The following is a 19,991-nucleotide window of genomic DNA, read 5'->3' as shown; positions in this document are numbered from 1 at the left end:
ATTATGTCTACAATATTATTTCACGAAATTGTTTTTGGACCCATCCACAGTCGTCGTTTAGGTACATCTTTAGGAATGAATCTTCTCCCTTATGACGGGAAGCTTTGCTCATTTGATTGTATTTATTGCGAATGTGGCTATAATGATGATTTCAGAACAAAGACTAAGCTACCTGACAGAGACAATGTAAAAGCGGCTCTTGAAGATAAGCTTATCCGCCTGCAGCAAGAGGAGGCATCTATCGATGTTATTACTTTTGCAGGCAATGGTGAACCAACGATGCACCCGGAGTTTGCAGGGATCATTGATGATACAATAGAACTCAGGGATAAGTATTTCCCGAATGCAAAAATAAGTGTGCTATCCAATGCCATGCATATATCAAAAGAGAGTGTATTCGAAGCTCTAAAAAAAGTTGATAATAACATCTTAAAGTTAGACTCTGCTATTTTGGATACTGTTCGTTTGATTGATCGACCTAATGCTCCAAGCTATACTATCGAAAAGCAAGTTGAGCTTTTCAAACAGTTCGATGGAGAGTTCATTATGCAAACGATGTTTGTGAGAGGCAGCCACAATGGAAGGATAGTGGATAATACGACAGAAGAGGAAATTTCGGCTTGGTTAGAGGCTGTGAAAGCAACGAGCCCCAAAGAGGTGATGATTTATACCATAGATAGAGAAACCCCTGAAAAGAATCTGGATAAAGTTCCATTAGAAGACCTGAAGAGGATAGGGGAGAGGGTTGAACAATTGGGAATAAAAGTAAGTATATCAGGATAAAAATGAAGATATAATAAAAGGAGCAGAATAAGCATTCTGCTCCTTTTGTGTTTATGATGAGTCGGTTTTATCCATTCACTTTCTTGTAATCAGCGAGGAATGTAGCTAATCCACTATCAGTAAGAGGATGTTTCAATAACCCTTTGATAGCAGGCAGAGGGCATGTAGCCACATCGGCTCCAACTTCTATACACTGTATGATATGCTGAGTAGAGCGTATTGATGCTGCCAGTACCTGTGTATCCATTGCATAGGTAGTGTACATGTCTACAATCTTGCTTACCAGGTCAATCCCGTCACTCGATATATCATCTAGGCGGCCCACAAAAGGTGAAACGTATGTTGCTCCCGCTTTAGCAGCCAATAGCGCTTGACCTACTGAGAATACGAGTGTACAATTGGTGCGGATACCTTTTTTGCTGAAATATTTTATTGCCTTGATGCCTTCCTCGATGCAAGGGACTTTGACTACAATGTTTGGGTGAAGTGCTGCAAGCTCCTCTCCTTCCCTTATCATGCCCTCGTAGTCAGTAGCAATTACTTCGGCACTCACATCGCCATCTACGATATTGCAAATGTCGAGGTAGTGTTTTCGTTGATTCTCTACTCCTTTGATGCCTTCTTTGGCCATTAACGAAGGGTTTGTAGTTACTCCATCCAAAACTCCCAGATCGTTCGCTTCGCGTATCTGATCCAGATTAGCTGTGTCAATAAAAAATTTCATGATGTTCTCTATTTTAATGCGTTAACATGTGTTTTTACTATCCTCTAATATCCGAATATATTATGATAAAAACAACGGGGTGAGACAAATTGTTTGCATGTTTTATAGTAGTTTAATAGTTACTTGTATGGCTCTGTTCAAGGTTTTTTACAGGTCAAACGGGGTGTTTTATTATTTTAACAACAAAATAGTTGCTAGTACGAAATAATTATTCTAGCTTTGTAAAATATTTGCTAATAGAAAATATTTTTAGATGGAACCAATTTGTAAACTGAAAGACTTATATAAAGCACTCTATAATTTCGAGAAAAGCTTTGCCGAAAAGAACGGCATTACTATTAACGAAGGAATGCTTCTGTGCTGCCTGAAAGACGGAAGTTCTAAGGCTGCGAACGAGCTATGTGACTTTGTAGGACTATCTAATTCGCGTGTATCTCGTATTATCAATACAGTTGAGGAAAAAGGTTATATAGTACGCGAGATGGGAGCTACGGACAAACGCAAGATGATCTTTACGCTGACAGACTTAGGAAAAGCGAAAACAGAAGAAATGCAAGCCGCAGGAATTGATTTCTCGGAGCTGACATCTCAAATAGCTAAATTCATAGAATAAAAAATTTTACTCAATAAATTGCTAATAACAAATATTTACAATATAAAATGAAAGTATTAATAATAGGGGGTGTTGCAGGAGGAGCAACCACAGCAGCCAGGCTTAGGAGAGCCGATGAAAATGCTCAGATCATTTTGTTCGAGCGTGGAGAATATGTTTCGTATGCTAACTGTGGACTTCCATACCATATCGGGGGAACAATCAGCGAGCGCGACCGATTGTTTGTTCAAACGGTAGAGGGCTTTGTCAATCGCTTTAACATAGATATTCGTGTAAACTCGGAGGTAACAGCCATTAATCTGGAGAAGAAGGAAGTGACAGTGCGTAATTCATCTTCGGACGAAACATATACCGAATCGTATGATAAATTGGTTGTATCTACGGGAGCTGAACCTATTCGTCCGCCACTGAAAGGGATAGATGACCAACGAATCTTCTCGCTGAGAAATGTTCCCGATATGGATAAGATAAAGAGCTATATCGATCAGCATAAACCAAAGACAGCTGTTGTTATCGGAGGTGGTTTTATAGGTCTCGAAATGGTCGAAAACCTACACGAAGCCGGAGTGAAGGTAAGTGTGGTGGAAAAGATGAATCAGGTGATGGCTCCTATCGATTATGGGATGGCTTCTATCGTTCATCATCAGTTACGTCAAAAGGGAGTAAACTTGTATCTGGGAGAAGGTGTTACCGGTTTCGAGTCGAAAGGTTCAGAAATAGAGGTGCAATTAGAGAACAGTCAACCTTTGACAGCTGATATGGTTATCCTTAGTATTGGTGTTCGCCCCGATGTTAAGTTGGCTAAGGCAGCAGGTCTTGAGTTAGGCTCGTTGGGTGGTATCAAGATCGATGATTATATGCAGACTTCGGATAAAGATGTATATGCACTGGGCGATGCTGCTGAGGTAATGAACCCTGTAACGGGCAAGTATAGCCTGATTCCTCTCGCAGGTCCTGCAAACAAGCAAGCACGTATCGTGGCAGATAATATTGTAGAGGGTAATAAATATAAATATGCCGGCTCAATAGGAACATCCATTGCAAAGGTTTTCGACCTGACAGTTGCCGCTGCTGGAGCTTCATCCAAATTGTTGGACAGAGAAAAGATCCCTTATATAGAATCATATACACACGGCAGCTCACATGCCGGATATTATCCAAACTCATTACCGCTATCCATCAAGATAAACTTTTCTCCAGCCGATGGTAAACTGTTGGGCGCTCAGGTAGTAGGTTTCGATGGGGTGGACAAGCGAATGGAAATGTTTGCTCAGGTAATAAAAAATGGAGGAACAATTTACGATTTACAAGAAATAGAACATGCTTATGCACCACCTTATTCGTCAGCAAAAGACCCTGTAAATATAGCCGGATTTGTAGCAGATAACATTATGAAAAAGAAAGTGAACGTTATACAATGGAATGAATTGAAAGATCAGAACGAGGCTGAAATATTCGTCGTAGATGTGCGTACTGCCGAAGAACATGAATTTGGTCACATCGCAGGTTCTGTAAATATTCCGGTAGATGAAATAAGAAGCCGATTGGCAGAAATTCCACAAGACAAGAAGATTATTGTTTATTGTGCAGTCGGATTGAGAGGTTATACAGCATCTCGCATCCTGATGCAACACGGATATACCAATGTATATAATCTGTCGGGAGGCTATAAAACATATTCTTGCGCGATAGAAGATAACTCAACCATTACAACAACATCATGTGCCATGCAAATAGAAGATGATGGCACTGTTAAAGATTGGAGCAATATGAAAACAATTCAAATAGACGCTTGCGGCTTGCAATGTCCGGGTCCGATTATGCAACTGAAGAAAAATTACGATCAGATCGAATCAGGAGACAGACTCGAAATTAAAGTAACGGATCAGGCTTTTGGCGAAGATTTGAACGGATGGGCACGGATGGTTGGTGCGAAAGTCGTTGATATGAACAATGCAGGCGGTGTTATTACCGCTACAGTAGAAAAACAAGCTGTGGAACAAGGAAATAAAGCTGTGAATGGTGGTGATAATAAAACTCTGGTTGTATTCAGTGACGACCTCGACAGAGCTTTGGCTTCGTTTGTTATTGCCAATGGGGCAGCAGCTTCGGGTAAGAAAGTGAGTATCTTCTTTACTTTCTGGGGACTAAATGTTATTAAGAAAGTGAAAAAGCCGGCGGTCGAAAAAGATTTTATGGGCAAGATGTTTGGCATGATGCTTCCATCCAGTAGCAAGAAGTTAGGTCTTTCTAAAATGAACATGGGTGGAATGGGTGGCAAAATGATGCGCTCTATTATGAAAAGTAAAAATATCGATAGTCTCGAAAGCCTGATGCAACAAGCGAAAGACAACGGTGTAGAATTCATTGCCTGCTCTATGTCGATGGACGTAATGGGCATCAAAAAAGAAGAATTGATGGACGGAATCACTATCGGCGGGGTAGCAGCATATCTAGACAGAGCTGAGAATGCAAACGTTAATTTATTCATATAATAAGTAGTATGGAAAAAATAGTCTCTATATTTAAGCGCAATTGGACATATCTGGTCGGAGCCCTTGTTGGTGCGGTAGGAGGTTACTTATACTGGTCCTACGTTGGTTGCGAAAGTGGAACCTGCCCCATTACGGCTTCTCCTACCAATACGATGATATATGGAGCGCTTATGGGTAGCCTGCTGTTCGGCATGTTCAAGAAACAGAGAAAAGATGAGAAAACGGAAGAATAAGTATAGTCTGCCAATCCTGCTTAAAGGCATGGTATTTGCATTACTATTGATGTTCTTTTCTACGTCCTGCTGTATCACCGGTTATTGCCAGATAGACACAACAGATTCTCAACAAAAAGAAATAGAAGAAACAATTAAACAATAATTTAAAATTCTCAATGAAGAAACTACTGTTTATATTGCTTATGGCAGGGCTGGCAATTGCTTGCACAGGGCAAACAAAGAGCGATAATACAAAAACAACTAAAAAGGAGGTTAAAGTGAAAACAATAGAATTAAATAAAATAGATTTTCTTGAAAAAGTAGCAAACTACGAGGCAAATCCTCAGGAATTTAACTATCTGGGCGATAAACCTGCATTGATCGATTTTTATGCAGACTGGTGCGGGCCTTGTAAAGCGATTGCTCCCGTATTGGAAGAGCTTGCAGCAGAGTACGATGGTGAGATTTATATCTACAAGATAAACACCGAAGAGCAGCAAGAGCTTGCAGCACTGTTCGGAATCAGAAGCATTCCCAGCTTGCTTTTTGTACCGATGGGAGAGCAACCTCAGATGGCGCAAGGCGCATTGCCAAAAGCCACATTGAAAGAGGCTATCAATAAAGTGCTATTGAAGAAAGAGGATTAAGCGACAAATAAATAGTTGGATAGAGGGCATTGGGTAATACCAGTGCCTTTTTTTGTTTTTATATTGACGTGTAAGATATTTCATTAACTTTAAGATAATTTGAAGAAATACAAAAGACTTAAATCTATCCAATTATGAGCAAAAAATTATTACCCCTATTGCTAATCTTATTATTTATAGCATGCTCCGAAAAGAAAGTATATTCTTCTTATAAAATAACCTTAGAAGAGTCATTCTATACTGATGTTCCAGGAAATATTGTGAAACTTTACGTGGCTCAAGATCATTCTTTTCTTAAGAATATACCAGAGATAAAATGTGATTTATCAGCAATCAATTACTTTAAAAAGGATAAATTTGTTTATTCCGATTCTATTCCCAACCAGATATACTTATTTGTAGGAGTAAATGAAAAGAAAAAAGAGAAGTATGTTATCGTAGATGCGAATGATAATCATGATTTTTCAGACGATGAATTATTTATATTCCCTATTACTGATGTGCCTTTATCAAGAGAGGATAAAAAAGACAAATTTGTACAACTAAAAGTAATATATGATCATATAAATAATGGAGTTGGGCATATTGCTATAGATCCTTACAATTATTTTCAAATTAAAAATGATATATCGCAAGATGACGATTTACAGGTTGTTATAGGGTTGGTAGACTATATGGGAGCAAGTGCACAAATTGATGCTATAGCTGTAGAAATAAATAGCAATGTCTCATCAAATCTTTATGATAGAAAACTTAATGATAAGACAAATTTTCGAATTCGCTTTAAAGATAAGAATGGAGAAGAAGATTCTAGATATTTATCTAGAGGTGATACAATTAATATTCTTGATAAAGTGCTCGTTTTATCAGAGGTAAGCTACCCTGATATAACATTAGAACAAATAGCTATTTTCGTAGATAGCAGTCGAGTTGACTCATATATGCCTATAGTTTATTCCCGAGATTTAGATACTGATGAAAAAATAAAAATAAATGATAAGATAAAAAGAAAATATGTATTTATAAATTTTTGGGGTAGTTGGAGTGGCCCATCCATAGTATCTATCCGTGAATTGAAGGAACTTTATGAAAAAATAAAAATAGAGAAGATGTACTTGTTTTAGGAATTGCTCTGGAAGAAGACTATGAGGGTGTTGAAAAGTTAAAAAGAATAATAAATAATGAAAAGATTGAATGGGATAATTATTGGTTTAGTATAGAGGATGGTAAATTAAGTAAATCTATACAGAAGAAGTTAAATTTAAAAGATTTTCCAACTTATCTCATTATTAATGAAAGAGGGAAGATTGTGTATAGAACACAATCAATGTATAGAACCCATGAAGCAGTAGACTTCTTCCTAAATATGATAGATGAATGATTGTAATTTAATCATAAACGCAGAAATAGCAGCTAAGCCATATTGTGTTTTAGCTGTTCTTTTATCATACATATCAACTAAATCTGTATATTTGCATTGTTTTGTAAACAGTTAAGAAGTAGGGGAATCTTGCTACTATGAATAAAACCATTCTGGAAGCTCAAATATTACGCGATAAATATACAAAAGCAGCTACTCTCAACATTGATGTTGAGGGCGAGTGGATTTTGTATGCAGGCGACTCTATAGAAACTATAAACAGAACATACCCTGTCCTTACTGGTACAGGGAGTGGAACTTTCCCGCTGAATGTAAGTCCCTCTATTCGTATCTATTTCGAACTTGTTGCCAGAGAGGAGAAAATGCTTCTTTCCGAAACACATTTGCCGATGGCAGGAGCTTACAATTTTCGCGATCTGGGAGGTATTCGTACACAAGAAGGCAGATATGTAAAATGGGGAAAACTCTTTCGGGCAGATGATTTGTCGAACCTTACAAAAGAGGATGTTGAATATTTAGCCTCTATCCCTCTTACTTCGGTTGTCGATTTTAGAGCTCAAAGTGAGGCGCGTCGTACAAGAGATAAATTGCCCGATACCGTACAATTTACCTATCCTATAGCCATTACCCCCGGAAACTTGAGTACGGAAGGTATTCAGGCAAATCTGCTGAAAACAAATATAGACCTCCATATGAAGCATATGAATCGTCTATTGGTCAGCGATCCGGCTTGTGTTAGAGCTTTCAGGGTTTTCTTTGCCATTGCTCAAAATAACCTGAGTGCGCCACTTGTATATCATTGTTCGGCAGGAAAAGATCGTGCCGGGATGGCAACGGCTTTGGTACTGTTTGCACTGGGCGTAGACGAGGAGACTGTTATGCAAGATTATATGATGTCGAATATATATCTTAGCGACAAATATTCAGCATTCATAGCCAAATACCCTCGTGCAGAGTCTATATTCACAGCGAAGCGAATGTTTTTAAAAGCGGCGATTAATCAGATCAAAAGAGATCATGGAACCATCATGAATTTTCTTACCAAAGAGCTGAAAGTAGATATTGTTCGTATGCGCCGCATCTACCTCGAAAAAGAAATATTCTAATCTTTCCGTCCATAATTTTGGCAAATCTTAGAATGCCAATGTAATCCAATAATAAGACAATGTGGCTATGATAGCCCACAGAAGAATTCCCAACAAGAAGGTATTTAATCCGCTTTTCTTTACTTCTTCCAGATTGATAGAAGTACCTATAAAGAATAATGACACCATCATCCCCTTTTTACCTAACCAATTCAGGTGACCATTCGTTTCTTCCATCCCCGGAAAATAGTTACCGATGAGGATGGCAACAACGAATAAAAGAATAAACCAAGGGATACTTATTTTAGAAGCACTGTTCTTATTGTAAAGCGCAATACACAGGGCTACGGGGATAATCCACAGAGTTCGGGTTAGTTTGACAGTTGTTCCTACTTGCAGTGCTTGTTCTCCATAAGCAGAACATGCCCCAACTACCGAGCTGGTATCGTGTATTGCAATAGCTGCCCAATACCCAAAGTGCGTTTGATCCATATTTAGTAGATGACCAATAGCCGGAAAGATAAATAAGGCTACAGCATTAAGGACGAATATAACAGCCAGTGAAAAACTGATCTGATTGTTCTTTGCATCTATCACAGGAGCAATAGCAGCTATGGCACTTCCTCCACAGATGGCAGTTCCTCCCGAAATCAGGGTTGTTGTGTTTTTATCGACTCCAAAGAATTTACCGAGAATCATACCACATAACATAGTCACTACAACCGAAACGATGGTAATCATAAAACCCGATTTTCCGGTTTGCACTACATCTTGTACCGACATGGCAAATCCCATGCACACAATCGATCCTTGTAATAAGTATTTAGTAAGTTTTCCGGTTTTAAGAGGGCTTTCTCCTTGTTGAAAGACTGACAGAATGAAACCTAAGAAAAGAGCAAGAGGAGCAGAGAAAAAAGGGAACAGACAACAAACAGGGATAATGTAATATAGTTTGTTTATATGTTTCCGCATCATTGTATATTTAATAAGCTCAAGGCTTCATTTTCGCTTTTTGTCATTTGTTCTTGTTCTTTATCAGTTTTATCATTAATTCCGCACAGGTGTAAAATTCCATGAATGATGACGCGATGAAGTTCTTCGTTGTAATCCACCTTATATTGTTCAGCATTGCTTTTTACAGTGTCCAGACTGATAAAAATATCGCCCGATATAGTATCTCCTTCGTTGTAGTTGAAAGTGATAATATCAGTATAGTAGTCATGTTGAAGATACTCGTTGTTTACTTCCAGTATTTTTTCATCCGAGCAAAAGATATATCCTATCGATCCTATCTTTTTGTCATACGTAGCGGCAACAGATTTTATCCAGTTTGTTGTCTCTCTTTTCTTTATGGAAGGCATCTTTACCCCTTCCGCATTGTAAGATATTGCCATGTCTATTGATTTGTAGAGTGGATTTTGTCTTACAAAAGTAGATTTTTATTATGGCTGTAACAAGAAAAAAGACTACTTTTATTGAATAAGGATAAGTTATTTCTATAAGTAAATAGACAAACTTTATTTGACAGAATGTAAAGCAATACAAATAATTCTTACCTTTGAATCAGTAATAACCTCTACTAATGCAAATCTTATGAAGAAAAGTACTACTAGAAAAACGCTCGACGAATTTATTATCGAAAGACAAGAAGACTTTAAATATTCAACAGGGGAATTGTCTCGCTTATTGAATTCTATACTTCTTGCAGCCAGAGTTGTAAGCTATAAACTGAATAAAGCAGGGCTTGCCGATATATTGGGTACTGTAGGTAATACAAATGTGCAGGGCGAAGAACAGAAGAAACTGGATGTGTACGCAAATGACGTATTTATCCAAACCCTTGTAAATAGGGAGATTGTGTGTGGTATCGCCTCTGAGGAGAACGATAACTTCATAACGATACAAGGGCTTGACGAAGGGCATAACAACAAGTATGTTGTATTGATGGACCCGCTTGACGGTTCGTCCAACATTGAAGTGAATGTGTCGGTAGGTACTATTTTTTCAATTTACAGACGCATATCGCCTATCGGATCTCCTGTAACGGAGGAAGATTTCCTTCAGCCGGGAGTTAATCAGGTTGCAGCCGGATATATTCTTTACGGAACATCTACAATGATTGTGTACACTACCGGTCGTGGAGTAAACGGCTTTACACTTAATCAGGCTATTGGTAGTTTCTACCTGTCTCATCCTGATATGAGATGTCCTAAAAATGGGAAAACCTATTCTGTGAACGAAGGGAACTATGTTCATTTCCCTCAGGGAGTAAAAGACTACATCAAATACTGTCAGGAAGAAAAAGACGATCGTCCTTATTCGGCTCGTTATATTGGCAGCTTGGTTTCAGACTGTCATCGTAACCTGATAACAGGAGGTATGTATATTTATCCTCAAACTAGTAAAGCGCCAAACGGTAAATTACGTTTGCTGTACGAATGTAACCCGATGGCATTTATAACAGAACAGGCTGGAGGTAGTGCGACGGACGGAAAGAACAGAATCCTTGAGATTAATCCAACCGAATTGCATCAGCGAACACCTTTCTATTGTGGTAGTTCAAACATGGTAGAAGTGTTGAAAGATTTTATAGAGAAAGCTGAAGCAAGAGAGAAAGCAAAATAAATTAAAAGATCCCATTGCTCGCAAGGCAATGGGATTTTTCTCCATTCAATAGAAAGATGATAGCATTTGCATACGACCTCGAAAAAGAGGATTACCTCAATTTTCAACTTTATACATCTTCTACAGATGAAAACTTTATTAAACAGCGAAAAAAAGAAAGATATAGAATATCATTGTTAACACTCATATTTGGCTGTGTCCTGTTCTTCGAAGATGGTTACAGGCTCTATTCATACTGTTTTCTTGGTACCTCTGTCTTATATTTTCTGTTTTACTCGTGGTGGGCAGCTTGGTACTACAAACGAGCCTATAGACAACAGATCGAACAACACTTCAAAGACTCTTTGCCATATCATATGGAGGTCAGCCTAGTCGAAGACTCTGTCAGTATACGCACTGCTAAAGGAAGCCGACGGATCGAAGCTTCTCAGTTATCATCTATAACAGAGATCAAAGATTATTTCTTTGTAGAAGAAAGTGTTTATTCTACAGCTATCATTATTCCTAAAGAACCCTTGCAGGATGCAGGAGCAGTAAGAACTATGCTAATGTCATATGCCGAATCATTCAATATTGAATACTCTTCCAATCTGGATTGGGAGTGGAAATAAGTAAGGATGCTTTAGTAAATTTTATAATTATCCTAATTATTTGTGTCAGAAAGTGCAACCTCTAGTTTGCATTTTTAGTACATTTGTAAAGATTTTTCGAAATCTTGTATCTACGATATTAATCAGATAAATAACTAATCATATGGACTTAATTAAACAACTTGTAGAGAGAGCAAAGGCTAACAAACAACGTATTGTTCTACCCGAAGGCACAGAAGTAAGAACTCTAACAGCAGCAGACAGATTACTTGCTGAAGGGGTTGCAGACATTATTCTTATCGGAAACGAAAAAGAAATAAAAGATCAGGCAGCAAATCTTAATCTAAAGAATATAGACAAAGCTGAAATTTTAGATCCTGCTTCTTACGAAAAGAAAGAAACATACACGAATCTTTTATTCGAACTAAGAAAATCGAAAGGCTTAACGATAGAACAAGCGGCAAAACTTGCCGAATCGCCTCTTTACATTGCATGTTTAATGATCAAGAACGGAGACGCTGATGGTGAAATAGCCGGAGCGCAAAATACAACGGGCGATGTTCTTCGTCCGGCTCTTCAAATCATCAAGACAATGCCGGGCATTAGTGTTGTATCAGGAGCTTTCCTTATGTTTACTTCTCAACAGCAATATGGTAAAGACGGACTGCTTGTTATGGCAGACTGTGCTGTAACTCCGGATCCTACAGCTGCTCAGCTGGCTGAAATAGCCGTTGCTACAGGTAATACAGCAAAAGCACTGGTAGGTACAGAACCTCAAGTAGCCATCCTTAGTTTCTCTACAAAGGGAAGTGCAAAACATCCGCTTGTAGACAAAGTAATTGAAGCAACTCAACTGGCTCAGCAAATTGCTCCGAATATGATGATTGACGGAGAGCTTCAGGCTGATGCTGCCCTTGTTCCTGAGGTAGGAGGCAAGAAAGCACCTGAAAGTAAAGTGGCAGGGAAAGCAAATGTATTGGTATTCCCTTCTCTCGAAACCGGAAATATTGCTTACAAACTAGTTCAACGTCTTGGCGGAGCTGAAGCAGTAGGACCAATACTTCAAGGTATGGCTGCTCCTGTTAATGACCTTTCCAGAGGTTGCTCGGTAGATGATATTTACAACATGGTAGCTATTACAGCTAATCAGGCTATTGCAGCAAAACAAAAATAAGTAGTTATTTGATAATTTTCTAATTCAATATATATGGCGGAAATAATAGAACCTATTGAAGAATATGGTTTAAGTAGTAAGCACAAGAAAAGATCTCTTTTCTCTAAGATTGGAGTAGTTGGTTGTGGTAGAGACGGACGTCACATTGTAAGTCTAACGGCTCTTTCGGGTATGGAGGTTGTCTTTATCGAAGTTTCGGAAGAAAGAATTCAAGAAGCTTTAACTGATATAGAGAACGGTCTTGATACAAAAATCGAAAACTGGGGGTTGACTCAGGGCGAAAAACGTGCGACAATGAGTCGTATCAAAGGCTCTCTCAAATATAGTGACCTTAAGGGATGTGACTTTGTTATCGAGTGTATCCGTTACGAAGCAAATGGAGAGCGTAGTACAGAATTGAGAAAAGAAGTGTTCAGAAATCTGGAACTTGTTTTGGCTTCTGATGCTATCATCGCTACGAATGCTACAACTGTTATTATCAGCGAACTTGCAGCAGATCTTACTCATAAGGAACGTTGTATCAGTCTACACTTCCCTATTACTCACACCGAAGCTAAATTGCTGGAGGTTGTAAGAGGAACCTTTACTTCTCAGGAGGCCATAGATAAGATCTATCTGTTTGCCAATATGATCAAATATACGCCTATCGCTATTCACGAAAGTAGTGGCTTGGTTAGCTTACGCCTAATGATTATTATGCTGAATGAAGCTTGCGAAATATGGATGGAGAATGTAGCTTCTATCGAAGACATTGACAAAGAATTTACTATTATCTACGGACAGCGTTTTGGAATATTCCATCTTGCCGATATTCTTGGTATCGAGAAGCTTGTGATGATGATGGAAGACATGTTCCACGAATATGGTGATAAGAAATATAAAGCATCGCCTGTCTTATGGCGTTTGTATCGCTCTAAACAACTTGGTGTGGCTTCGGGAAGAGGTTTCTATATATATGACGAAGCCGGCAAACAACTTGGTCCAAACAAATTAATTTAATAGCATGAAAGTATTAGTATTGAACTGTGGTAGTTCATCTATCAAATATAAGTTTTTCGACATGGAGAGCAAGGATGTTCTTGCTCAAGGTGGAATCGAGAAAATAGGGCTTAAAGGATCTTTCCTGAAAGCTACGCTTCCTAATGGAGATAAATTAGTGCTAGAAGGTGAAATTCTTGAACATCAAGCCGGAATAGAATATATCTTAGGAGTACTTACAAGTGAGAAGTATGGTTGTATTAAATCACTTGACGAAATAGATGCAGTAGGTCATCGTGTAGTACACGGAGGTGAAGAATTCAATAAAAGTGTGTTGATCAATGATGAGGTAGTCAATAAGATGGAAGAGTGTATCGAGCTTGCTCCGCTTCACAATCCACCAAACTTGGCTGGTATATATGCCGTAAAAGAATTGATGGGGGATATTCCTCAAGTTGGTGTATTCGATACTGCATTCCATCAAACAATGCCTGCCGAAGCATATATGTACGGACTGCCATATTCACTTTATGAGAAATATGCTATTCGTCGTTATGGCTTCCACGGTACTAGCCACAGATATGTATCGCGAAAAGGTTGCGAAATATTAGGAGTACCATACGAAGAGCAACGTATCATTACGGCTCATATTGGTAATGGAGGATCTATCACAGCTATTAAAGGAGGTAAATCTGTAGATACGTCTATGGGTATGACTCCGGTCGAAGGTTTGCTGATGGGAACCCGTTGTGGCGATGTGGATGCCGGTATTATTTCTTTCATCATGGAAAAAGAAAATATCGGTACGCAAGCTATCTCTACACTGGTAAACAAGCACAGTGGATTGTTAGGTATATCGGGTGTATCGTCCGATATGCGAGAAATACGTGCTGCCATAGCCGAAGGTAACGAGAAAGCACAGTTGGCATACGATATGTTCGTCTACCGTATCAAAAAATATATAGGTGCTTACGCAGCAACTCTTGGAGGGGTAGATATCCTTATGTTTACAGGGGGTATAGGCGAGAATGCATTCTATCTCAGAGAACAGGTATGTAAAGAATTAGCATTCTTAGGAATTGAAATAGATGCAGAAAAGAACAGTACTATCTTTGGAGATGAGGCTGTTATCAGTACACCAGACTCTAAAATAACTGTAATGATTGTTCCTACTGACGAGGAATATATGATTGCTGCAGATACAATGGAGATTGTGAGCAAATAAAAAAGATTAGAACGTAATCTAATAATATAAAAATTGCTAGGTTCAGATTATATAAATAGTCTGAACCTTTCTTTTTGATTTTTTAATTCCATTAATAGATTATCTTTGTTATCTATTTCTAGTTTAACCTGTTTGTATGAAAGAAAGAATTAATTGGATTGATTGGGCAAAAGCGATTGGAATAACCTTAGTTGTTTTAGGACACTTTAAATATACAGGCGATGATGCGGTTTATCGCTATTTTATATATAGTTTTCATATGCCTCTCTTTTTCTTTCTATCGGGTTTTTTGTATAAAAAACCACAAGATCTGGAAGCATCTGTCAAAAAAGATTTCAGAGGGCTCATCATTCCATATATTCTACTCAACATTATAGCCTATATCCTACTCATTCCTTATTATATCCATCATGGAGTGGGTTTACTTAAGCCAATCGGAGATATAGTCACTATCAGTGGTCATGCTCCTGCGGGTGCATGTTGGTTTTTGGTCAGCTTGTTTATTATCAAATTCGTCATGTATTTTGTATTTCAGAAACCTGTTAAAACTCAAATTATATTTATCCTTCTTGTTTCTTTCTTCACTTATTGTATTTCGCTATTTGTTCCTGAAATTAATACCTTTAGAGTAGGTACTACTTGTATGGCCTTCCTCTTTTTCTTCATTGGCTTCTATACTAAAAAGATAGACATCCTGAGTCTATTAAAGAGTAAATATTTAGCATTCTTTATTTTCGCAATACTTTTTGTCTTATTAATCTTTACTAGCAGATATAACGGCAGAGTAGATATGTATGCCTGCGACTACGGCAAAAACCCCCTGTTGTTTCACATCAATGCCATTATTGGAATAGCTATGACTCTTGCATTATGTATATCGCTAAATCAGATTGGGTTGAAGTTTATCAAGACAATAGCATCAGGAACTATACTTATCATGGCACTTCACCTTAATAAGCCTTTTATCTTGTATAAGATTATTGAGTTATTTGGTATAAACATACACCCTACCATTGTAACTAATATTGTAGCCTCTATTGTTATCATTATGCTTTTCTATTATCCAATATTATTTGTGCAAAAGTATATGCCTGTCTTAATAGGAAATAGAAAATAATAGTTCCAGCTATTTACTGTCTGTATAGAATATCACGACAACTACAAAGCGGAATAATTGAACCCAGACCAATATAGTCTGATCCTCTAGTTAGTATTACTAAGAAATATAATGGGAAATTATTACTTCTTTGACGCTTTATAATCTTTAGGACTAACACCAAAATGTTTTTTAAATGAACTGGAGAAATAAGAATGAGTCCCAAAGCCTGTCATATCACAAATTTCACTTATCGAGAATTCTTCTTTTACGATTAAATCTGCGGCTTTATTTAGTCGATAAATACGCAGAAAGTCGTTTGGAGAATGACCCGTTAAAGCCTTGATCTTGCGATAGAAACCTGTACGGCTAAAGCCCAGATCTTTTCCTAGTATAGTGACATTGAGTTCACTATTAGACAAATCGTCATCAATGTACTGATACAAGTTTTGAAGAAACTTTTCGTCTAGAGGGTTTATGCAGATAGTATTTTGATCCTCAATAGATCCTTCTTCGTCCTCTAAGGATGATTGGACTCGGCTTATAGACCTTTTTCTGCGCTCTATATTAGCGAATGTATTTTTAATAATTGCATTTAAAACCTCAGGATTGAAAGGCTTGTTTATATATATGTCTGCTCCTTGAGAATAGCCCTCTACCAAATTTTCAGGCAATCCTTTTGCCGAAAGAATAATGAAAGGTATGTGGCATAGTTCGGAGTCGTTCTTTATTTTATAACATAGTTCGTAGCCATTCATTGCTGGCATTAATACATCGCTAAGTATGAGATCAATCTCTTCCTCTTTGGCTTTCTCATAGCCTTCTGCACCATTATTTGCAGTCAATACATTATATTCGTTCCTTAGTAAAACATATAAGAAAGTCCTTAATTCGGCATTATCCTCTACGATTAATATTGTTTTCTGCCCTTCGGTTACAATCTTTTCTTCACTTGGTATAAGAACTTCATCTTCATGAGAGGCATGAATGACATCTGTTAGTTCTTCGGCTTTTGTCGGTATATCATTAATAGGTATAATAAAATTGAATATCATCCCACTTTTCTCTCCTAGCTCTGCAATGATCCCTCCATTCTGTTTCTCTAATAGCCTTTTCACATAATTTAGTCCAATTCCTTTTCCTGATATAGCCTTATTGTTTTCATTAAGCCGCTTATGCCTTTGAAACAGTAGTTTCAATTCGTCTTTTTGCATGCCAATACCATCATCAATGACTTTTACCTGTAAGTATCTTGGTGCTTTCTCTGATAGCTTAAATACCGAAGGAGCTTGGTCTATAATAGAAATGTCAATAATTATATGCCCATTGTCAGGAGTATATTTTATAGCATTTGAAAGTAGGTTATTCAGTATTTTAGTGAAAGCATCACCGTCTATATGCACATTTAAAGGATCGGAAGGGAGATTAAATTTCACATCTATATTTTTCTCTTGCGAATGAAAAGAAAAGCTTAGGATTAGTTTCTTTACGACTTCAGCAAGATTTACCTCAGAAGCAGAAAAAGTAAGCGTATCGCTTTCCATCTTTTCAAAATCGAGAAGTTGATCAATCAGTCTGAGTAAACGCTCTATATTAAAGTTTACTAACTGTAAAAGATATTGTTGGGTTGGCTTGTCGGTATCATTCTCTATTAATTTCTTGATAGGAGCATAGATCATGCTAAGAGGTGTTCTTAGCTCATGTGATATATTTGAGAAGAATCTGATTTTCATAGAAGCCAGCACTTGCTCATTTTTTCTTTCCTTCTCAATCAGAGCTATTCTTGCAGAACTTAATTTGAGTCGGATGTATATATAAATGCATAAATAGATAAAAAGGGTGGCAAACAGGATATAGGCAATTACTGCAGCCTTACTGGCCCACGGAGCGGCTTTTATTTCTATATCCAATAGAGTAGGCTCGTTGTTCCACGTTCCGTTCGGGTTTTGCGCCATTACTTGGAATGTATATTCTCCGGGAGGAAGGTTTGAATAGGTAGCACGTCGGTGATCATTTACATAGTTCCACTCCTCATCGAAACCCTTTAGTGTATATGCATAATTAATCTTCCTGTTAGAGTTGAAGTGTATAGCTGAATAGTCAATGCTGAAGACATTTTGTTTATGATTGAGCGTTATTGAATTGGTCTGAGATAGTTGTTTCTTTAATACACCTTTTTCTGTATCATTCGGTATTTCTGATATATTTAAGATTTTAAGATCCTCTAATATTACTTTCACCGGATGAGGTTGATCTTCTGCGTCTTCAGCATCAAAGTATGTAATTCCATGATTTCCCCCAAAATATAATTTGCCATCAGAGGCTTTCATTATACTCTTTTCGTGAAACTGATTTCCCCCGATACCATCTTCGTAGAAATAATTTGAGAATGTTTTATTTTTTGTATCGAACATCGACAGCCCATATGATGTACTTAACCATATATTGTTTTTATTATCAGCCAGAATACCTAGTATATCATTGCTTGGCAAGCCATCGTAAGGTTTAAATAACGTGTAATTATCAGAATTCTTATTATAAAAAATAGCCCCGTTGCCATAGGTCCCGATCCATAGATTTTGATTATGGTCTTCAAAAAGGAATATTACGCGCTTGCATAATGATTCTAAATCTTTTTTCTGATTAAAAAGGGGTTGAGGAACGAGTGTCACTGGGTTTACAATATAAATTCCATCATTATAAACAGAAAAGAGCATATCTCCCGATCTAAGCTTAGTTATGTATGTTACATTGTTCCAAATATTTTTAGTAATAGGAAGGATTATTTTCTCTTGTTCATTTTTCATATCGTATATGGAAATTCCTTCAGAATCTGAGCCAACCCATATACGCCCCATAGTATCTTCAGTAATTGTCATAATATCACTTTTCGTCTGGAAGCTGGTATATGAAATAATCTTTCCCTGATTTGTACGACAATATATCAGATTGTTATAGTAGCCTATCCATAAATTATTCTCTGAATCGATATATAAAGACTGGATAAGATTATTGTTCACCTTTCTTAGAGGTTCAAAATTTGAACTGTTATAAGTGACTGCTTCTTGTGTGTTTTTATCATAATATATAAACCCATTATAGCGAGTTCCAAACCACATGTTTCCAAATTTGTCTTCTGCTATTCGTGTAATAAATTTCCCCTCTGTAACGGCATTAAGTTTTCTGTTCTTATTAAAACGTTTAGGCGAATTGAGTTCAAAGTAATAACCACTATCAAAGGTTCCTAACCATATGTTTTGCCACGAGTCCTTATATAAAGATGTTATGTGTACAGACTTATTATCAGAGAAAAAATTATTCTCTTTGGCCGTATATAATTTGTTAGATAGTAGATTATAGAGGAAGAGTCCCTCATTTTCAGTTCCTATCAGAATTGTATTCTGATCCATCTGTTGTATATGGGTTATGCGTAGCTTAGAGAGTAGCTGTTGATGTATTTTTATAGATTCTGGTTCTATTCTTTTTTTAGCTTTTGTATCTACAACTAAGAGTCCATTGTTTGTCCCGAACCAGATATTTCCATTTGTACATTTATAAGAACAGTATATTTCGGTAGAAGGAGACGTTGATAATTGTCCTACCTTGTTTATATCTTTGTTATAGTAATATATTGCTTCGCTCATCTTTCCTCCAAACCACAGACAAGAATCATCGTCTTCAATCATTGTGGTAACAATAAAATCAGGGAAATTCTTATGCCTGTTAGCAGTTAGATTTTCTTTATCTATTATTTTTATTCCCTCGAAGCCAAATACAAATAAATTGCCTTGATACTCTAAACAGCCGGATTCGAATGGGTTATTCTCTAATTCAGGGTAAGCGAAGTTTATAAATCTGTCCGCCTCATAATCATATTTACAAACACCCTTATCTGTTGTAATCCATAACTCTTGGTTAGAATCTAAATATATTTTAGTGATAAAATCGGAAGGGATACTAAATGAATTACTCGGGGTGTTGTAATAATGGACATAGTCATAACCATTATACTTACACAGCCCTTTAGCTGTTGCTATCCACATATAACCATATCTATCTTCACAAAAACCATTAATGTGTTGATTCGATATAGAGCTTTTGATTGTATGACTATTGCTTTCTTGGGCTATAATAATAGTTGTAATCTTGGGCGCAAATAAAAAGATGAAATATAGAAATATAAGAATTCTACATTTTTTCATAGATAAGGAAGGTTAAAAGTATTGTATGATAAGAACAAAAATACGAATAAATATTGGATTCAATCAAACAAATGTTTCAATATTAGTTTTGAAACATTAGAAACAATTATTGGAATATTTGAAACATTAAAAGTGAAAAAGGAAGGCTATATTTGGTT

General features: G+C 37.1%; 18 protein-coding genes. 14 read left to right on the top strand and 4 right to left on the bottom strand.

Annotation, left to right across the window (positions count from 1 at the left end; all coding sequences use genetic code 11):
* Positions 1-3 precede the first annotated feature (3 nt).
* Positions 4-783 carry a radical SAM protein gene (locus DHU68_RS01870; protein ID WP_108821263.1) on the top strand — a complete coding sequence of 260 codons (780 nt, stop codon included), beginning with the start codon at positions 4-6 and terminating at the stop codon, positions 781-783.
* Positions 784-850: 67 nt separating this feature from the next.
* Here the strand turns inward: DHU68_RS01870 and fsa are convergent, their stop codons facing one another.
* Positions 851-1,507 carry a fructose-6-phosphate aldolase gene (gene fsa, locus DHU68_RS01865; RefSeq protein WP_108821262.1) on the bottom strand — a complete coding sequence of 219 codons (657 nt, stop codon included), beginning with the start codon at positions 1,505-1,507 and terminating at the stop codon, positions 851-853.
* 253 nt (positions 1,508-1,760) lie between these two features.
* Here fsa and DHU68_RS01860 point away from each other — a divergent pair, with 253 nt between their 5' ends.
* The 7 genes from DHU68_RS01860 to DHU68_RS01835 all read left to right on the top strand — a co-directional run bounded on the left by DHU68_RS01860 (position 1,761) and on the right by DHU68_RS01835 (position 7,964).
* The gene (locus DHU68_RS01860; RefSeq protein WP_108821261.1) at positions 1,761-2,120 is read left to right on the top strand and encodes a MarR family winged helix-turn-helix transcriptional regulator; all 360 of its coding nucleotides are present in this window, start codon (positions 1,761-1,763) and stop codon (positions 2,118-2,120) included.
* A 47-nt stretch (positions 2,121-2,167) separates the two neighbouring features.
* Complete coding sequence (locus DHU68_RS01855) at positions 2,168-4,615, top strand: FAD-dependent oxidoreductase (RefSeq protein WP_108821260.1); 2,448 nt, start codon at positions 2,168-2,170, stop codon at positions 4,613-4,615.
* An 8-nt stretch (positions 4,616-4,623) separates the two neighbouring features.
* Positions 4,624-4,848 (top strand): DUF6132 family protein, encoded by a 225-nt coding sequence (locus DHU68_RS01850; protein ID WP_108821259.1) that lies wholly within the window; start codon positions 4,624-4,626, stop codon positions 4,846-4,848.
* Positions 4,829-4,993 carry a hypothetical protein gene (locus tag DHU68_RS14115; RefSeq protein ID WP_160111040.1) on the top strand — a complete coding sequence of 55 codons (165 nt, stop codon included), beginning with the start codon at positions 4,829-4,831 and terminating at the stop codon, positions 4,991-4,993. Before DHU68_RS01850 ends, DHU68_RS14115 begins: the two co-directional genes overlap by 20 nt.
* Before the next feature lie 13 nt (positions 4,994-5,006).
* Positions 5,007-5,477, top strand: a complete 471-nt coding sequence (trxA, locus tag DHU68_RS01845; protein ID WP_108821258.1) for a thioredoxin — start codon at positions 5,007-5,009, stop codon at positions 5,475-5,477.
* A gap of 134 nt (positions 5,478-5,611) precedes the next feature.
* Positions 5,612-6,601, top strand: a complete 990-nt coding sequence (locus DHU68_RS01840; RefSeq protein WP_108821257.1) for a hypothetical protein — start codon at positions 5,612-5,614, stop codon at positions 6,599-6,601.
* A gap of 394 nt (positions 6,602-6,995) precedes the next feature.
* Positions 6,996-7,964, top strand: a complete 969-nt coding sequence (locus DHU68_RS01835) for a tyrosine-protein phosphatase (RefSeq protein ID WP_108821256.1) — start codon at positions 6,996-6,998, stop codon at positions 7,962-7,964.
* A 27-nt stretch (positions 7,965-7,991) separates the two neighbouring features.
* Here the strand turns inward: DHU68_RS01835 and DHU68_RS01830 are convergent, their stop codons facing one another.
* A complete protein-coding gene (locus DHU68_RS01830; protein ID WP_255412410.1) occupies positions 7,992-8,918 on the bottom strand; it encodes a YeiH family protein in 927 nt (308 codons plus the stop codon).
* Positions 8,915-9,337, bottom strand: a complete 423-nt coding sequence (gene ybeY, locus DHU68_RS01825; RefSeq protein ID WP_108821254.1) for an rRNA maturation RNase YbeY — start codon at positions 9,335-9,337, stop codon at positions 8,915-8,917. Before ybeY ends, DHU68_RS01830 begins: the two co-directional genes overlap by 4 nt.
* Before the next feature lie 199 nt (positions 9,338-9,536).
* Between ybeY and fbp the strand changes: the two genes are divergently transcribed.
* From fbp to DHU68_RS01795, 6 genes are all read left to right on the top strand, one after another.
* Entirely contained in the window at positions 9,537-10,568 is a 1,032-nt protein-coding gene (gene fbp, locus DHU68_RS01820) for a class 1 fructose-bisphosphatase (protein WP_108821253.1), read from the top strand.
* Positions 10,569-10,624: 56 nt separating this feature from the next.
* Positions 10,625-11,179 carry a hypothetical protein gene (locus DHU68_RS01815; protein WP_108821252.1) on the top strand — a complete coding sequence of 185 codons (555 nt, stop codon included), beginning with the start codon at positions 10,625-10,627 and terminating at the stop codon, positions 11,177-11,179.
* A 142-nt stretch (positions 11,180-11,321) separates the two neighbouring features.
* The gene (gene pta / locus DHU68_RS01810) at positions 11,322-12,332 is read left to right on the top strand and encodes a phosphate acetyltransferase (protein ID WP_108821251.1); all 1,011 of its coding nucleotides are present in this window, start codon (positions 11,322-11,324) and stop codon (positions 12,330-12,332) included.
* Between the two features lie 33 nt (positions 12,333-12,365).
* Complete coding sequence (locus tag DHU68_RS01805; protein WP_108821250.1) at positions 12,366-13,331, top strand: 3-hydroxyacyl-CoA dehydrogenase family protein; 966 nt, start codon at positions 12,366-12,368, stop codon at positions 13,329-13,331.
* Between the two features lie 4 nt (positions 13,332-13,335).
* On the top strand, positions 13,336-14,535 hold the full coding sequence (locus tag DHU68_RS01800) for an acetate kinase (protein ID WP_108821249.1): 1,200 nt from the start codon (positions 13,336-13,338) through the stop codon (positions 14,533-14,535).
* 136 nt (positions 14,536-14,671) lie between these two features.
* Positions 14,672-15,652, top strand: a complete 981-nt coding sequence (locus DHU68_RS01795) for an acyltransferase family protein (RefSeq protein WP_108821248.1) — start codon at positions 14,672-14,674, stop codon at positions 15,650-15,652.
* A 122-nt stretch (positions 15,653-15,774) separates the two neighbouring features.
* Here DHU68_RS01795 and DHU68_RS01790 read toward each other — a convergent pair whose 3' ends face one another.
* Positions 15,775-19,833 (bottom strand): hybrid sensor histidine kinase/response regulator transcription factor, encoded by a 4,059-nt coding sequence (locus tag DHU68_RS01790; protein ID WP_108821247.1) that lies wholly within the window; start codon positions 19,831-19,833, stop codon positions 15,775-15,777.
* Positions 19,834-19,991 lie beyond the last annotated feature (158 nt).

The organism is Dysgonomonas sp. Marseille-P4361, from assembly GCF_900343125.1.
Lineage (GTDB): Bacteria > Bacteroidota > Bacteroidia > Bacteroidales > Dysgonomonadaceae > Dysgonomonas.
Note: the sequence above shows the minus strand (reverse complement) of the source record. Positions and strands in the feature narration are given on the sequence as shown.

Excerpts from the sequence above, each read along its gene's own strand:
- fsa (WP_108821262.1), bottom strand. The coding sequence starts at position 1,507 with ATGAAATTTTTTATTGACACAGCTAATCTGGATCAGATACGCGAAGCG.
- DHU68_RS01790 (WP_108821247.1), bottom strand. The coding sequence starts at position 19,833 with ATGAAAAAATGTAGAATTCTTATATTTCTATATTTCATCTTTTTATTT.
- DHU68_RS14115 (WP_160111040.1), top strand. The coding sequence starts at position 4,829 with ATGAGAAAACGGAAGAATAAGTATAGTCTGCCAATCCTGCTTAAAGGC.
- trxA (WP_108821258.1), top strand. The coding sequence starts at position 5,007 with ATGAAGAAACTACTGTTTATATTGCTTATGGCAGGGCTGGCAATTGCT.
- DHU68_RS01860 (WP_108821261.1), top strand. The coding sequence starts at position 1,761 with ATGGAACCAATTTGTAAACTGAAAGACTTATATAAAGCACTCTATAAT.
- DHU68_RS01830 (WP_255412410.1), bottom strand. The coding sequence starts at position 8,918 with ATGATGCGGAAACATATAAACAAACTATATTACATTATCCCTGTTTGT.
- DHU68_RS01855 (WP_108821260.1), top strand. The coding sequence starts at position 2,168 with ATGAAAGTATTAATAATAGGGGGTGTTGCAGGAGGAGCAACCACAGCA.
- pta (WP_108821251.1), top strand. The coding sequence starts at position 11,322 with ATGGACTTAATTAAACAACTTGTAGAGAGAGCAAAGGCTAACAAACAA.
- DHU68_RS01835 (WP_108821256.1), top strand. The coding sequence starts at position 6,996 with ATGAATAAAACCATTCTGGAAGCTCAAATATTACGCGATAAATATACA.
- DHU68_RS01795 (WP_108821248.1), top strand. The coding sequence starts at position 14,672 with ATGAAAGAAAGAATTAATTGGATTGATTGGGCAAAAGCGATTGGAATA.
- ybeY (WP_108821254.1), bottom strand. The coding sequence starts at position 9,337 with ATGGCAATATCTTACAATGCGGAAGGGGTAAAGATGCCTTCCATAAAG.
- DHU68_RS01870 (WP_108821263.1), top strand. The coding sequence starts at position 4 with ATGTCTACAATATTATTTCACGAAATTGTTTTTGGACCCATCCACAGT.
- DHU68_RS01850 (WP_108821259.1), top strand. The coding sequence starts at position 4,624 with ATGGAAAAAATAGTCTCTATATTTAAGCGCAATTGGACATATCTGGTC.
- DHU68_RS01840 (WP_108821257.1), top strand. The coding sequence starts at position 5,612 with ATGAGCAAAAAATTATTACCCCTATTGCTAATCTTATTATTTATAGCA.
- DHU68_RS01815 (WP_108821252.1), top strand. The coding sequence starts at position 10,625 with ATGATAGCATTTGCATACGACCTCGAAAAAGAGGATTACCTCAATTTT.
- DHU68_RS01805 (WP_108821250.1), top strand. The coding sequence starts at position 12,366 with ATGGCGGAAATAATAGAACCTATTGAAGAATATGGTTTAAGTAGTAAG.
- DHU68_RS01800 (WP_108821249.1), top strand. The coding sequence starts at position 13,336 with ATGAAAGTATTAGTATTGAACTGTGGTAGTTCATCTATCAAATATAAG.
- fbp (WP_108821253.1), top strand. The coding sequence starts at position 9,537 with ATGAAGAAAAGTACTACTAGAAAAACGCTCGACGAATTTATTATCGAA.